Annotated in this window: 12 protein-coding genes; 8 read left to right on the top strand and 4 right to left on the bottom strand. The window is 71.1% G+C overall.

Translation table 11 applies throughout. The features are described 5' to 3' along the window. Positions 1 to 296: 296 nt before the first annotated feature. Positions 297 to 1,475 carry an ADP-forming succinate--CoA ligase subunit beta gene (sucC, locus tag CES90_RS07450; protein WP_189782287.1) on the top strand — a complete coding sequence of 393 codons (1,179 nt, stop codon included), beginning with the start codon at positions 297 to 299 and terminating at the stop codon, positions 1,473 to 1,475. Between the two features lie 21 nt (positions 1,476 to 1,496). Beyond that, on the top strand, positions 1,497 to 2,381 hold the full coding sequence (sucD, locus tag CES90_RS07445; protein ID WP_189782288.1) for a succinate--CoA ligase subunit alpha: 885 nt from the start codon (positions 1,497 to 1,499) through the stop codon (positions 2,379 to 2,381). A 163-nt stretch (positions 2,382 to 2,544) separates the two neighbouring features. Here the strand turns inward: sucD and CES90_RS07440 are convergent, their stop codons facing one another. After that, positions 2,545 to 3,474 (bottom strand): SigE family RNA polymerase sigma factor, encoded by a 930-nt coding sequence (locus tag CES90_RS07440; protein ID WP_229913731.1) that lies wholly within the window; start codon positions 3,472 to 3,474, stop codon positions 2,545 to 2,547. 119 nt (positions 3,475 to 3,593) lie between these two features. Here CES90_RS07440 and CES90_RS07435 point away from each other — a divergent pair, with 119 nt between their 5' ends. Beyond that, the gene (locus CES90_RS07435) at positions 3,594 to 5,408 is read left to right on the top strand and encodes a cell division protein PerM (protein WP_308437848.1); all 1,815 of its coding nucleotides are present in this window, start codon (positions 3,594 to 3,596) and stop codon (positions 5,406 to 5,408) included. Positions 5,409 to 5,487: 79 nt separating this feature from the next. Here the strand turns inward: CES90_RS07435 and CES90_RS07430 are convergent, their stop codons facing one another. Further along, the gene (locus tag CES90_RS07430; RefSeq protein ID WP_189782289.1) at positions 5,488 to 6,327 is read right to left on the bottom strand and encodes a hypothetical protein; all 840 of its coding nucleotides are present in this window, start codon (positions 6,325 to 6,327) and stop codon (positions 5,488 to 5,490) included. A 343-nt stretch (positions 6,328 to 6,670) separates the two neighbouring features. On the opposite strand from CES90_RS07430, the gene purN reads away from it, so the two are divergent. Then, positions 6,671 to 7,300, top strand: a complete 630-nt coding sequence (purN, locus tag CES90_RS07425; protein WP_189782290.1) for a phosphoribosylglycinamide formyltransferase — start codon at positions 6,671 to 6,673, stop codon at positions 7,298 to 7,300. After that, positions 7,297 to 8,874: a bifunctional phosphoribosylaminoimidazolecarboxamide formyltransferase/IMP cyclohydrolase gene (gene purH / locus CES90_RS07420; RefSeq protein WP_189782291.1), complete on the top strand. Its 1,578-nt coding sequence runs from the start codon at positions 7,297 to 7,299 to the stop codon at positions 8,872 to 8,874. Before purN ends, purH begins: the two co-directional genes overlap by 4 nt. 75 nt (positions 8,875 to 8,949) lie before the next feature. Here the strand turns inward: purH and CES90_RS07415 are convergent, their stop codons facing one another. Beyond that, positions 8,950 to 10,821: a serine/threonine-protein kinase gene (locus CES90_RS07415; protein WP_189782292.1), complete on the bottom strand. Its 1,872-nt coding sequence runs from the start codon at positions 10,819 to 10,821 to the stop codon at positions 8,950 to 8,952. Between the two features lie 325 nt (positions 10,822 to 11,146). On the opposite strand from CES90_RS07415, the gene CES90_RS07410 reads away from it, so the two are divergent. Continuing rightward, on the top strand, positions 11,147 to 11,506 hold the full coding sequence (locus CES90_RS07410) for a hypothetical protein (protein ID WP_229913732.1): 360 nt from the start codon (positions 11,147 to 11,149) through the stop codon (positions 11,504 to 11,506). A 58-nt stretch (positions 11,507 to 11,564) separates the two neighbouring features. Here the strand turns inward: CES90_RS07410 and CES90_RS07405 are convergent, their stop codons facing one another. Beyond that, the gene (locus CES90_RS07405) at positions 11,565 to 12,146 is read right to left on the bottom strand and encodes a hypothetical protein (protein WP_189782293.1); all 582 of its coding nucleotides are present in this window, start codon (positions 12,144 to 12,146) and stop codon (positions 11,565 to 11,567) included. A 283-nt stretch (positions 12,147 to 12,429) separates the two neighbouring features. Here CES90_RS07405 and CES90_RS07400 point away from each other — a divergent pair, with 283 nt between their 5' ends. Next, positions 12,430 to 13,284, top strand: a complete 855-nt coding sequence (locus CES90_RS07400) for a bifunctional methylenetetrahydrofolate dehydrogenase/methenyltetrahydrofolate cyclohydrolase (protein ID WP_189782294.1) — start codon at positions 12,430 to 12,432, stop codon at positions 13,282 to 13,284. A 331-nt stretch (positions 13,285 to 13,615) separates the two neighbouring features. Then, positions 13,616 to 14,086, top strand: a complete 471-nt coding sequence (locus tag CES90_RS49360) for a DUF3017 domain-containing protein (RefSeq protein ID WP_229913733.1) — start codon at positions 13,616 to 13,618, stop codon at positions 14,084 to 14,086. The last annotated feature ends 166 nt before the right edge of the window (positions 14,087 to 14,252 follow it).

The raw sequence follows: 14,252 nt of genomic DNA, 5'->3' as shown, positions 1-14,252 counted from the left end.
TTCACAGCCATGGGAGGGCCTTGGAGGAGCCTCACCGGGCGCACCCCCGTCCGGTGAGGCTCCGCACTCGCGGCACGCCGTGCCAGTGAGTGCGGCATCATGTGACAGGTATCACCGCTCAGGTGTGACCTGCGATTTAGGGGGCTCCCTAAAGCAGCGATAACCTGCGAGACGGACATGCCGCGCGCTCGGACACCGTGTGCGCACCCCTTGTGACACATGCGGTCGTCACGTTGCCCTCGCGGCACGCCCACGCATCCAACGAACCGCGAGATCACTGATAGGGACGGAAGCGCGTGGACCTGTTCGAGTACCAGGCGAGGGACCTCTTCGCCAAGCACGATGTACCGGTGCTGGCCGGTGAAGTCATCGACACGCCTGAGGCGGCGCGCGAGATCACTGAGCGTCTGGGCGGCAAGTCCGTCGTCAAGGCGCAGGTGAAGGTCGGTGGTCGAGGCAAGGCCGGCGGCGTCAAGCTCGCCGCCACCCCGGACGAGGCCGTCGCCCGCGCGACGGACATCCTCGGCATGGACATCAAGGGCCACACGGTCCACAAGGTGATGATCGCCGAGACCGCTCCGGAGATCGTCGAGGAGTACTACGTCTCCTTCCTCCTCGACCGCACCAACCGCACCTTCCTCTCCATCGCCTCCGTCGAGGGTGGCATGGAGATCGAGGAGGTGGCGGCCACCCGCCCCGAGGCCGTCGCCAAGACCCCGATCGACGCCAACGAGGGCGTGACCCCCGAGAAGGCGCGCGAGATCGTCGAGGCCGCGAACTTCCCGGCCGAGGTCGCCGACAAGGTCGCCGACATCCTCGTCACCCTGTGGAAGACCTTCGTCGCCGAGGACGCGCTCCTCGTCGAGGTCAACCCGCTGGCGAAGGTCGCCTCCGGTGACGTCATCGCCCTCGACGGCAAGGTCTCCCTGGACGAGAACGCCGAGTTCCGTCAGCCGGAGCACGAGGCGCTCGTCGACCACGCGTCGGCGAACCCCCTCGAGGCCGCGGCCAAGGAGAAGAACCTCAACTACGTCAAGCTCGACGGTGAGGTCGGCATCATCGGCAACGGCGCGGGTCTCGTCATGAGCACCCTGGACGTCGTGGCGTACGCCGGTGAGGCGCACGGTGGCGTCAAGCCCGCCAACTTCCTCGACATCGGCGGTGGCGCCTCCGCCGCCGTCATGGCGAACGGCCTGGAGATCATCCTCGGCGACCCGGACGTCAAGTCCGTGTTCGTCAACGTCTTCGGTGGCATCACCGCCTGTGACGAGGTCGCCAACGGCATCGTGCAGGCGCTGCAGCTGCTCGCGGACCGCGGTGAGGAAGTCACCAAGCCGCTGGTCGTCCGTCTGGACGGCAACAACGCCGAGCTGGGTCGCAAGATCCTCTCCGACGCCAACCACCCGCTGGTGCAGCGTGTGGACACCATGGACGGCGCGGCCGACAAGGCCGCCGAGCTCGCGGCTGCGAAGTAAGGAAGAGGGACTCAGACAGCCATGGCTATCTTCCTCAACAAGGACTCCAAGGTCATCGTCCAGGGCATGACCGGTGCCACGGGCATGAAGCACACCAAGCTCATGCTGGCCGACGGCACGAACATCGTCGGTGGCGTGAACCCGCGCAAGGCGGGCACGACCGTCGACGTCGACGGCACCGAGATCCCGGTCTTCGGCACCGTCGCCGAGGCGATGGAGAAGACGGGCGCGAACGTATCCGTCCTCTTCGTGCCGCCGGCCTTCGCCAGGGCCGCCGTCGTCGAGGCGATCGAAGCGGAGATTCCGCTGGCCGTCGTCATCACCGAGGGCATCGCGGTGCACGACTCCGCCGCGTTCTACGCGTACGCGGTCGAGAAGGGCAACAAGACCCGCATCATCGGTCCGAACTGCCCGGGTCTGATCACCCCCGGTCAGTCGAACGCCGGCATCATCCCCGGTGACATCACCAAGCCGGGGCGTATCGGTCTGGTGTCGAAGTCCGGCACGCTGACGTACCAGATGATGTACGAGCTGCGTGACATCGGCTTCTCGTCGGCCGTCGGTATCGGTGGCGACCCGGTCATCGGTACGACGCACATCGACGCGCTCGCCGCGTTCGAGGCCGACCCCGACACCGACCTCATCGTGATGATCGGTGAGATCGGTGGTGACGCGGAGGAGCGGGCCGCCGACTTCATCAAGGCGAACGTGAAGAAGCCGGTCGTCGGTTACGTCGCGGGCTTCACCGCGCCCGAGGGCAAGACGATGGGTCACGCCGGTGCCATCGTGTCCGGGTCCTCCGGTACGGCCGCCGCGAAGAAGGAGGCCCTCGAGGCCGCCGGTGTCAAGGTCGGCAAGACCCCGACCGAGACGGCGAAGCTGGCGCGGGAGATCCTGGGCGGCTGAGGCGAGGCGCTCCACCAGGCCTCGGCTGAACGTCGGACGGGCCCGTACCCCTTTGTGGGTGCGGGCCCGCTGGCGTTCGTGGGCACCCGGCTCGGTTGTACGGCACCCGGCGCCGGTGCTGGGCGGGAGTGGGCTGCGCAACTCTCCGCAGCTACGCATGGGCTCATTGGGCTTCCGGGTGTAGGCGTTCTGGGCCTGCCGCTGACTCTGATCTGAGTTTTGCGCGGAGTTGCCGTTGGGGCTCGGAGAGGGGGCCGGGGGCTGTTCTCGGGGGTACTCCGCGGATGGGGGTGCCTTGGGGGATCGGGGGTTCGTAGTGGTCGGGGGCGGTGTGGAGGGTCAGGGCGGTGGTGGTGAGGAGGAGGGTGGTGAAGGCGATGGCGGCGTGGATCCACCGGCGGGCGCGGAGGTCGGCTCGGGCGCGGAGCGCGATCGGTTTGGTGGGGCGGGGTCGGATCCCGGCGGGGAGTTCGGCCAAGAGGCGGTGCAGCGTGCCGGGCGCGACCGGTTCCGGGAGGTGGGCGGCCACCGTCGCGCGCGCGTACAAGAGGCGACCCGCCGTGGCGGCTGTGCTCGCCTCCGTCTCGGCGGCCGTTTCGGGCAGGTCGAGGCCGAGACCGTCGTAGAGGACGAGGGTACGCCGGTACGGGGGCGGCAGTTTCATCAGTACGTCGAGCAGAGCGCGGCCGGTGGGGTCGTCCGGCCGTGGCTCCGGGTGGCGGAAGGGGAGGGGGACGCGGGGGCGTAGTCGGTGCCAGGGGGAGAGCGCGAACTCGTGTGCCGTCGCCCGCACCCACCCGGCCGGGTCGCGGTCGATGGCCACCTCCGGCCAGCGCTGCCAGGCAAGTTGGAAGGCGCGTTCCACCGCGTCGCGGGCCTGTTGGCGCCGCCCGGTGAGCAGGTAGGTCTGCTGTACGAGGGCCGGGGCGCAGTACGCGTAGAGCGCGTCGAAGGCCTGGGCGGGCGTCAGGGGCTTGGGCGCCAGGTCGGGATCGTGGGCGTCGGCGTCCGTGCGGAGGGGCTGCAGGTACCACTCGGGCCCGCCCTGGGCCGATCGCTCATCGACTGACTGCTCACCGGGGGCCCCGGTCACCGGTTCGCCTCGCGTGTCGCTGGCCCTCGTACGAAAAAACACATAAGCACATATTGGGCGACACGTGCGTGAATCCATTGTTACGCCGGTAAAGCGCGTGTCGTTGGGAGCATGGCCGCGTGACGCACGTGAACGACCGAAAAGACCCAAACAACCCAAAAGGAGCGCTTGGCCGCAACGGCCCGAACGATCCGATCGCCGCGCCGGACCACCCCGCCGACCACGGTTGGCCGGCGCCGCGCCGGCAGTCCAAGCTGGTCGCCGGGGTGCTCGGCGGGATGCTGGCGGCGGGGCTCGGGCTCGGGGCGTTCGCCGCGCTCGTGACGCTGCTGTGGATCAGTTCGCCGTACCCGGACAGCGGGCCGGAGGGGGCGCTGCACGTGGCGGCGGCGCTGTGGCTCCTGTCCCACGGCGTGGAGCTGATCCGCGCCGACACGCTCTCGGGCGACCCCGCCCCGGTGGGCCTCGTCCCCCTGCTGCTGCTCGCCCTGCCGACCGTCCTGCTGCACCGTTCGGCCCGCGACCACGCGAACGCCGGCCTCGGGACGACGGCCCGTATGACATGGGTCGGTCTCGTCATCGGCTACACGGTCGTCGGCGGCGCCGTCACCCTGTACGCCTCGGGTGGGGCGCTGCGGCCCTCGTGGCTGTGGGCCATCGTCTGCGTACCGCTGCTGGCGGCGCTCGCGGCGGGCACGGGGATGTGGATGGCGCGCGGGCGCCCCCAACTGCGCCTGCCCGCCTCTCTGGGCGGCGCTCCGGAGACAGAGTGGCGACTGCGGCTGATGGCTGCCGCCGGACGTGCCGCCGGGGCGGGCGTGCTGGTGCTGGTCGGCGGCGGTGCCCTGCTCGTGGCGGTTTCCCTGGTGTGGCACGGAGACGTCGCCCGCGGTTCCTTCCCCCAGCTCACCGAGGGGTGGTCGGGCCGTTTCGCCGTACTGCTGCTGTGCGTGACCCTGGTCCCGAACGCGGCGGTGTGGGGGGCGGCCTACGCGCTCGGCCCGGGGTTCGTCCTGGGCGCCGGGCATGTCGTCGGGCCCTTGGTCGCGGCGGCTCCGGCCGCCACCCTGCTGCCGCCGTTGCCGTTGCTCGCCGCGGTGCCGGGGGGCGTGCCCACGCCGGTGACCTGGGCGGTGGGGGCGGTACCCCTGGCCGCAGGGGTGACGGTGGGCTGCTTCACGGCGGCCCGGGCCGCCGTGAAGCCGGGCGCACCCTGGTCCGTCCGGCGCACAACCGCCGCGACCCTTCTCGCCGCCGCCGTCTGCGCCCTGGCCTTCGCCTTCCTCACCCTCCTCGCCGCCGGCCCCCTCGGCCTCGCCGCCCTCGCCCACTTCGGCCCCCTCTGGTGGCAGACGGGCGGCGCCGCCGGGGCCTGGGTGGGTGCGGTGGGGCTGCCGGTGTCCCTCGCGGCCCGCTGGTGGCACGTACGGCAACGGAAGGGGTCGACGACGAGGACGGCGACGGCACCACAGAAGCCCCGGGGCGAGCGGAAGGCGACCGAGGGAGGCGTGTTCCGGCGAGGGTGGAAGGCGACCGAGGGAGGCGTGTTCCGGCGAGGGTGGAAGGCGACCGAGGGAGGCGTGTTCCGGCGAGGGCGGAAGGCGTCGGAGGGCGGGGTGCTCCGGCGACGGCGGAACGCGACGGAGGCGGAAGCGGACAGCGCGGAGCGGACAGACAGGGCGGACAAGGGCAGACGGTTCCGAGGGTTCCGGCGGAAGCCGGGAGTGGCGTCGGCCGTGACGCGCCACGACAAGCGGGAAGCAACTGCACTCAGCTCCGGCATTCATCAGGGCGAGCCGGGAGCGGCCGGACTCACCCAGTCCGAGCCGACCTCGGGAACCCGACCCGGGCCCGGAACCGGAGCCGGACCGGACGTCGGATCCGCCCTCGACCCCGAGGAAGCAACCGGCGAGGCCCGGGAACAAGCCTCCTGACCCTGCCCCCGCGGCTCGCGCACCGGCGTCGCCCCAGTTGCCGCGCCGCACCGACGGCGCGTCCCCTCCCGAGGACCGCTCAGCGGGCGTTGCCCAGCAGCTCCCGTACCGGTCCCTCGGGCAGGAGTTCCTTGCAGGACTTCTCCGACGCCGTGGTGAGGGCGTCGTTGACGCAGGTGTAGTAGTCCCGGTACACGAACTGGGTCGTGAAGACGGCGGCGACCATGGCGAGGGCCAGGGACGAGGTCACCAGGCCGCTGATGGCCGCGGTCTTCTGGGGGCGCCCGCTCGGCTCGGGGGCCGCCGACCGGGTCGGGTCCGGGGCGGCGGGCTTGGCGCGCAGGGAACTGATGGCCCAGTACATGGCCAGGGAGCCGAGCAGCAGGGCCATGTACGGCCAGGCGAAGAGCGCGAAGAAGAAGGCCCACATGCCGGAGAGCAGCGCGTACCGCGCACGCCGCTGGGCGGGGTCCGTCGGGTCCCAGCGCAGCCCGGTGCCCGGACCGCCCTCGGGGCCCTGGCCGGGACCGCCCGGCCCGCCCTGCCCACCCGGGCGCTCGCCGAAGTGCCCGCCGGCCGAGCGGCCCGGCTGCCGGTCGCTCCACTGACTGCCCCACGGTGAATGACCACCGCCACCAGGGCCGTGACCGCCCCCGTCGGAGTCCTGTCCGCTCGCGGGCCGACGCGGCTGCCAGGGCCGGTCGGGCGCGCCCTCGGGCGGCGGCGCGAACGGGTTGTCGTCGGAGGAACCCGCCCCCGGACCCCGCCCACCAGCGGAGCCCTGGCCCCGTCCGGACTGCCCAGGCTGCCCGGACTGCTCGGGCTGTCCGGCGGCGTCCTCGCTCTCGCGCGGAGGCGTGGGAGAGGAGCTCCGCTCACGCAGCAGGAGCGAAGGAAGGCGGAGGCTGCGGTCCGGCATCAGGAGTGCGTCTTCCCCTTGGTGAGTACGAGGTCGAACAACGACGTTGAACGAGGTTGAGCGATGTGGAACGGCATGGTGCGTACGGCGGTGAAATCTGCTGCCACGGCATGAGCTGTCACTGCGTGAACGCCCCACACACCGACCGCGTTCCCGAGCCCGCTCCTCGCAGACGCTACCTTCCGGCCACGCCCCCGTCCCACGGGGGCCGACCGGTGTGCCGGTATCGTTGCTGACGGTCGGCCGTTTCGTAGACTTCCCCGTATACCGGGAAGCGAAGCATTCGTATGAATGTACAAACGGTCGCCCGCGCATCACCGCTCCCCCGAGAAAGGGCCCCACCGTGGCCGCCAAGCCCGTGGCCAAGCGCCTCGTCGTGCTGGTATCCGGATCCGGCACCAACCTCCAGGCGCTGCTGGACGCCATCGCGACGACCGGCATCGAGGCCTACGGCGCCGAGATCGTGGCCGTCGGGGCCGATCGCGGCGGCATCGAAGGGCTCGCCCGGGCCGAGCGCGCCGCGCTGCCGACCTTCGTCCGCCGCGTCAAGGACTACGGGACGCGCGAGGAATGGGACGCCGCCCTCACCGAGGCCGTCGCCGCGTACGAGCCCGATCTCGTCGTGTCCGCCGGGTTCATGAAGATCCTCGGCAAGGAGTTCCTCGCGCGTTTCGGCGGGCGGGTCGTGAACACCCACCCCGCGCTGCTGCCCAGTTTTCCCGGAGCCCACGGTGTGCGGGACGCGCTCGCGTACGGCGCCAGGGTCACCGGCTGCACCGTCCACTTCGTCGACGACGGCGTCGACACCGGACCGATCATCGCCCAGGGCGTGGTGGAGGTCCGGGACGAGGACGACGAGAGCGCTCTGCACGAGCGCATCAAGGAAGTCGAGCGAAGGCTGCTCGTCGATGTCGTGGGGCGGCTCGCCCGCAACGGCTATCGCATTGAGGGACGAAAGGTAGTTATCCAGTGACCGCCGACAGCACTGTCACGGCCGAGAGCGGCAAGCGGGGCATTCGTCGCGCGCTTGTCAGCGTCTACGACAAGACGGGCCTCGAGGACCTCGCGCGCGGCCTGAACGAGGCGGGCGTCGAACTCGTCTCCACCGGCTCCACCGCCGCGAAGATCGCCGCCGCCGGTGTCCCCGTCACCAAGGTCGAGGAGCTCACCGGCTTCCCCGAGTGCCTGGACGGCCGGGTCAAGACCCTGCACCCGCGCGTGCACGCCGGCATCCTCGCCGACCTGCGCCTCGAGGACCACCGGCGGCAGCTCGCCGAGCTCGGCGTGGAGCCGTTCGACCTCGTCGTCGTGAACCTCTACCCGTTCCAGGAGACCGTCGCCTCGGGCGCCACGCCCGACGAGTGCGTCGAGCAGATCGACATCGGCGGCCCGTCGATGGTCCGCGCGGCCGCCAAGAACCACCCCTCGGTCGCCGTCGTCACCAGCCCGGCCCGGTACGCCGACGTCCTCGCCGCCGTGCGTGACGGCGGCTTCGACCTCGCCACCCGCAAGCGGCTCGCCGCCGAGGCGTTCCGGCACACGGCCGAGTACGACGTGGCGGTCGCCGGCTGGTTCCTCGGGGAGTACGCCGGTGACGGCGAGGAGTTCCCGAGCTTCATCGGCGTGACGTACGAGCGCAAGCAGATCCTGCGGTACGGCGAGAACCCGCACCAGCCCGCCGCGCTCTACACAGGTGGTTGCGGCGGCCTGGCCGGTGCCGAGCAGCTGCACGGCAAGGAGATGTCGTACAACAACTACACGGACACGGACGCCGCCCGCCGTGCCGCGTACGACCACACCGAGCCGGCCGTCGCGATCATCAAGCACGCCAACCCGTGCGGTATCGCGATCGGTGCCGATGTCGCCGAGGCGCACCGCAAGGCGCACGCCTGTGACCCGCTGTCCGCGTTCGGCGGGGTCATCGCCGTCAACCGGCCGGTCAGCAAGGAGATGGCGGAGCAGGTCGCCGAGATCTTCACCGAGGTCATCGTCGCGCCCGACTACGAGGAGGGCGCCCTCGAAGCGCTCGCCAGGAAGAAGAACATCCGTGTGCTGCGCTGCCCCGAGGCGCCCGAACCGGTCGCGGAGTTCCGCCCGATCGACGGCGGCGGCCTCGCCCAGGTGACGGACGTCTTCCAGGCCGAGGGCGACGACCCCGCCAACTGGACCCTGGCGACGGGTGAGGCGCTGTCCGAGCCGGAGCTGGCCGAGCTGGCCTTCGCCTGGAAGGCCTGCCGCGCCGTCAAGTCCAACGCGATCCTCCTCGCCAAGGACGGCGCCTCGGTCGGCGTCGGCATGGGGCAGGTCAACCGCGTCGACTCCGCGAAGCTCGCCGTCGAACGCGCCGGCGCCGAGCGCGCCCAGGGCTCGTACGCCGCCTCCGACGCGTTCTTCCCGTTCCCCGACGGGCTCGAGATCCTGACCGCGGCCGGCGTCAAGGCCGTCGTCCAGCCCGGGGGTTCGGTCCGCGACGAGCTGGTCGTCGAGGCCGCTCAGAAGGCGGGCATCACGATGTACTTCACGGGCACGCGGCACTTCTTCCACTGAGCCGCACCCTGCCGCACAGGGCCCGCCGGTCGTCACCGACCGGCGGGCCCTCGCTGCTCTGTCGGGGCTACGTCGCTACGTCGACCTGCGCAGCGCAGCCCAGGTGTTGACGCCGACGTCGCCGTCGACGGAGAGGCGCTTGTCGCTCTGGAACTGTTTGACCGCGGCGAGTGTGTCCTTGCCGAACTGGCCGTCGACGCCCGCGCTGCCGATGCCGTAGCCGCGGTTGACCAGCATGCACTGGACCTGTGTGACGCGCTTGTTCTCGTCGCCGTACTGGGTCAGTTCGGTGCCGGAGTAGTACGTGCACTGGGTGAGCCACGGCGGATCGGCGGGCTTCGTCGCGGTCTTGGTCGGCGCGGTGCTGGGCGTGTTGCCGGTGCCGCCGCCGGACGTGGCGGTGACGGTGGCCGTGGGCCGGGCCCCGTCGTTGCCGCCGCCGGAGTCGGACGAGCCGTCCTGTCCGTCGTCCGCGGTCGATCCGCCTGTCTCCTTGTCCTCTTTCTCCTGCCGTTCCTTGCCCGACTTGGTGGGGGAGGGGGACGGCGAGGAGTCGGGCGAGGGGGAGGAGGCCGTCTCGTCGTCGGACGCGGTGGTGTCGGAGGTCTCGGATGTCTCGGATGTCTCGGAGGTGCTCGGGGACGAGGAGGCCGTGTCGTCGAAGAGCGGGCCGGTGACCAGGAAGGCGCTCACGGCCACGGCACACACGGCCAATCCCGCGAGGACGGCGAAGTACGGCTTCTTCCGCTTCGTCTTCTTCTCGGCCTGGTTCGCATGGGGCTGCTGGCTCGGAGCCACTGCCGGGTGGGGAGCGGGAGTTGCGGGCGCGCCGTACTGGACCGGTGCGGGTGGGGTCGGGGGGCCGTACGCGCCCGGGGGTGTCGGTGGGCCGAAGGCCGGGCCGGGGGTGGGGGCGGTGACGCGTTGGGTGGGGGTGCGGAAATGGCCTGTCTGCTGGGCGGTGGCGTGGGCCAGGGTCTCGCAGGCCTGGCGTCGTTCCAGCAGCCGGGCGTTCAGGGGCTCCTGCCACGCGGAAGCCCCGTCAGGACTGTGCCCGGCGGCCGTGGCCGCGTCGATCAGTTGCCGTGGGGTGGGACGCCCGCCGGGGTCCTTGGCGAGGCACGCGGTCAGCAGCCTGCCCAACTCGGCGTCCGCTGCGGCGACTTCGGCCATGATCTCCGGCTTGGGCTCCTCGAACGCGACCCGGTGCATCACGTCCACGCCGGTGCCGTCGCCGAACGGGGCGTGCTCGGTGGCGGCGTAGACGAGCGTGCAGGCGAGCGAGAACACGTCGGAGGCGGTGTCGCAGCGGCCGTCCCGCAGATACTCGGGCGACATGTACGCGGGGGTGCCGACCCGGTTGCCGGTGGTGGTGATGGCGCTGCTGTCCACAGCCTGGGAGATGCCGAAGTCGATCACATGCGCGCCCCGCGACGACAGGATCACGTTGGACGGCTTGAGGTCCCGGTGGACGACACCGGCGGCGGTCAGCGCCGTGAGGGCCCGCCCGAGTTCCGCCACCAGTCGCCACATTCCGGCCGGTTCCAGCTTGCCGCACGCGCGGACGGCGTCGGCGAGGTTCAGGCCGGGCAGATACTCCGTGGCCATCCAGAGCAGTTCGTCGTCGAAGCCGGTGCCGAGCAACTGTGGGGCGTACGGCGTGCGGACCCGTCCGTGCACGGTGGCCTCGCGCTCGAACCGCCGCCGGAACTCGGCGTCCTCGGCGTACTCCGGCCGGATCACCTTCACCGCGGCGAGTCCCGGCCGGTCGTCGCCGGGCCGCGCCAGATAGACCCGCCCCATGCCGCCGCTGCCGAGCAGCCCGAGCGGCGCGTACGGGCCGATGTGCGCCGGGTCGGCGGGGCGCAGCGGGGTCCCGCCCGCCTGTTTCAGCGCGGCCTCACCGGACGCAGGTGTGTAGGGCGGCGTGGGCCGCTGGTCCGACATGGATCCCCCGAGTGCTCTTCCTTCTCAATGTGCTCTGGCGTCACGCCAGTTGACGCGAGGCTACCGTGTCGGGGCCGCCGAGTGGCTCGGGCAGGGCGAACGGCACGGGAACGCCACGGAAGGTGAAGCTCCTGTGCGGCTGCGAAGCTTTGCCGGGGCTGGAACGGCGTGGAGTGGGCCGGAATGGCCGATACCCCGGTACAGAGTCCTCTGCTCCGCTGCGAGGGTCGGGAGGTCAGCGATTCCTCAGGGACTCAGGGGGCCCGTCATGTGGAGCAGTTTCCAAAGGATGCGCAGTTTCCAAGGGATGTGCAGTTTCCAAGGGATGCGCAGTTTCCAAGGGATGCGTCGTCTCGCCGTCGTCGGCGTGGCACTCGCCGGCGTACTCGGTACGGGGGCGGCCGGCACGGCCACCGCCGCCGGGGAGGAGACGGCGGTGTTCTGTCCGATCGGGTACGTGTGTCTCCAGCCGTTGTTCGGCTCTCAGCCGGTACTGGTCAGGCAGGGCGACAGAGCCACGTTCAGCCCCGCTCTGCGGGTCACCGAGGTCACCAACAGCACGAGCGTCACCTACTGCGTGACCGGCGGCCTCAACTACGCGCTTCCCGCCGGCGGAACCCAGACCTGGGACAGCACGGTGAACTCCGTGGCACCCATGCCGGTCCCCGGGGCCTGCCTGGCGTGAACGCGCTGAAGGGCCGTACCCCGCGGGAGGGGTACGGCCCTTCAGCGTGCTCGGCGGCTCAGTAGCGCGGGCGGTTGAACCACGCCTTGCCGTTCGCGTTGCCGACGAACACGGCGATCAGGATGCCCAGCACCAGGTGGACGAGGCCGATCAGGAAGAACGGGTAGATGCCCAGCACCGCGGTGATGATGCCGAAGACCAGCGCCGCGACACGTACGCCGTTGCCGCCGGTGTTGAACTTCACGGCGAGCATGATCGCGTAGACGAGCCAGGCCACCGCGAACACGGCCATCGCCCACATGAGGCCGACCGGGATGTCACCGAGCGCGTCCTGGAGCGCGGGGTCCTCGGTGCTGTCGCTGGCCGCGCTCACGGCCGCCGCGCCGATGCCGTACAGGAGAACGCCGATCACCTGGAGGCCGACGATGACCCAGAGCATCACGCGGGCCGAGCTGACCGTGCTGGGCATGGTCATGGGACCGGTCGGGTAGCCGCCGCCGTACCCCTGCGAGACCGGCGGGGCGGTCGGGTAGCCGTAGCCCGGCTGCTGGGGCGGGGTCTGCTGCGGGTAACCGTAGCCCTGGTTCTGCGGCTCCTGCTTGGGCTGGCCGTACGGGTTGTTCGGGTCGCCGAAGCTCATGGCGGGTCTCCTCCGTTGCCTTGTGCGGGGACGCGAGGCACGGTTCGGAGGAATGTCCTGAATTCTTGAACTGGTCACATCCCCCGGCAGTGCCCGCGGCACTGTGTCCCAATCGTTTTATGTGCCCGCCCGGATGTCCAGCCACATTTCACGGGTGTTGTGCAAGTGCAACACGTGCGATCTTGTCGGACACGGGCCGCTGTGTGTCACCGGGTGTGTCCAGGCGTGTCCAAGGGGCGGCCGGATTGGAACCGGGGGCGGGTCATCCGCGAAGATTGGGGCCATGACCGCCCAGATTCTCGATGGCAAGGCCACCGCAGCCGAGATCAAGTCCGAGCTGACCGCCCGTGTGGCGGCGCTGAAGGAGAAGGGCGTCACGCCCGGACTCGGCACGATCCTGGTCGGGGACGACCCCGGCAGCCAGAAGTACGTCGCCGGCAAGCACCGCGACTGCGCGCAAGTCGGCATCGCCTCCATCCAACGCGAACTGCCCGCGACCGCCACCCAGGAGGAGATCGAGGCGGTAGTGCGGGAGCTCAACGAGGACCCCGCCTGCACCGGCTACATCGTCCAGCTGCCGCTCCCCAAGGGCATCGACGAGAACCGCGTCCTCGAACTGATGAGCCCCGACAAGGACGCGGACGGTCTCCACCCGATGAACCTCGGGCGCCTCGTCCTGGGCGAGCCCGCCCCGCTGCCCTGCACCCCCAACGGCATCCTCACCCTCCTCCGCCGGCACGGCGTCGAGATCAAGGGCGCGGAGGTCGTGGTCGTCGGCCGCGGTGTGACCATCGGCCGCCCGATGCCGCTGCTGCTGACCCGGCGCAGCGAGAACGCGACGGTGACCCAGTGCCACACCGGTACGCGTGATCTGGCCGCCCACCTCAGGCGCGCCGACATCATCGTCGCCGCCGCGGGCTCCGCCCACCTCGTGCGCCCCGAGGACGTGAAGCCGGGCGCCGCCGTCCTCGACGTCGGTGTCTCCCGCTCCGCAGAGGGCAAGATCGTCGGAGACGTCCACCCCGGCGTCGCAGAGGTCGCCGGCTGGATCTCCCCCAACCCCGGTGGCGTCGGCCCGATGACCCGCGCCCAGCTGCTCGTCAACGTGGTCGAGGCGGCGGAGCGCAGTGTCGGCTGACGGCGGGGCCGAGGGGCTGCCGGAGGGGCTGTCGGCGAGGAACGGGGGGCCGGCCACGCCTCGGACGTCGGAGAAGGCCGAGGGGCCGCGGACATCGGCCGATGGGCGGACCGAGCCGTCGCGGACACCGGTCGGCGGACGGACCGACGGGTCGGCGGAGCCGCCGGGCGCGTCGGGGCGAGCCGGGAAGCCGGGAAGCTCCGGGAAACCGGGAAGCTCCGGGAAACCGGGAAGCTCCGGGAAACCGGGAAGCTCCGGGAAACCGGGAAGCTCCGGGAAACCGGGAAGCTCCGGGGCGTCCGGGAGCCCCGGAACGTTGGAGAAGGGGAACATGTCGCGGGCCGCGGACGAGATCGAGGTGCGGGACCCCGTGAGTGCTCCCGGCGCCGACGGTGAGCCCGTGCGCACCACCCGCCGGTTCCCGATGTTCACCAAGGACACGGCGCGACCCGAGGGCGGTGGCCGTGCGGCGCCCCGTGGCGCGCCCGCGCCCGCCCGGCAGTGGCCGATCCTCGCCGTACTGTGCACGGTGGCGCTCGGGCTGCTGGTCACGGCGTTCGACGCGTTCCGGGTCGGCACGATCCTGATCGGTGGCGCCCTGCTAGCCGGGGCGGTGCTGCGCTGGGTCGTACCGGACGTCGGCATGCTCGCCGTCCGCTCCCGCTTCACCGACATGGTCACGTACATCGCCCTGGGCACCGCCATCGTGCTCCTCGCGCTCATGGCGCAGCCCAAGCCGTTGCTGGAGATCCCCTTCCTCAAGGACGTGCTGCACTTCACCGTCGAGGAAGAGACGGAGTGAGGGGCGCACACGTGCGACGGCGGCCCATCCCCTCCCCCGAGTAAGGACGGACCGCCGCCGCGATCCACACTCGTGCACGTTGAACGCCCTGTTCAACACCTGTCAGGCCGCTGTGGCACGGAAGTGACCATTCCGCCAAGGTGTCCGTACGGGGCCACGACGACGG

Origin of the sequence: Streptomyces capitiformicae (genome assembly GCF_002214185.1) — a bacterium.
Classification (GTDB): Bacteria; Actinomycetota; Actinomycetes; order Streptomycetales; family Streptomycetaceae; genus Streptomyces; species Streptomyces capitiformicae.
The sequence above is the reverse complement of the archived record's forward strand: the minus strand, read 5'-3'. Positions and strand labels throughout refer to the sequence as shown.

Coding starts and splice junctions, on each gene's coding strand:
- CES90_RS49360 (WP_229913733.1), top strand. CDS start 13,616: ATGTCGCGGGCCGCGGACGAGATCGAGGTGCGGGACCCCGTGAGTGCT.
- CES90_RS07415 (WP_189782292.1), bottom strand. CDS start 10,821: ATGTCGGACCAGCGGCCCACGCCGCCCTACACACCTGCGTCCGGTGAG.
- CES90_RS07400 (WP_189782294.1), top strand. CDS start 12,430: ATGACCGCCCAGATTCTCGATGGCAAGGCCACCGCAGCCGAGATCAAG.
- sucD (WP_189782288.1), top strand. CDS start 1,497: ATGGCTATCTTCCTCAACAAGGACTCCAAGGTCATCGTCCAGGGCATG.
- CES90_RS07410 (WP_229913732.1), top strand. CDS start 11,147: ATGCGCAGTTTCCAAGGGATGCGTCGTCTCGCCGTCGTCGGCGTGGCA.
- CES90_RS07430 (WP_189782289.1), bottom strand. CDS start 6,327: ATGCCGGACCGCAGCCTCCGCCTTCCTTCGCTCCTGCTGCGTGAGCGG.
- CES90_RS07405 (WP_189782293.1), bottom strand. CDS start 12,146: ATGAGCTTCGGCGACCCGAACAACCCGTACGGCCAGCCCAAGCAGGAG.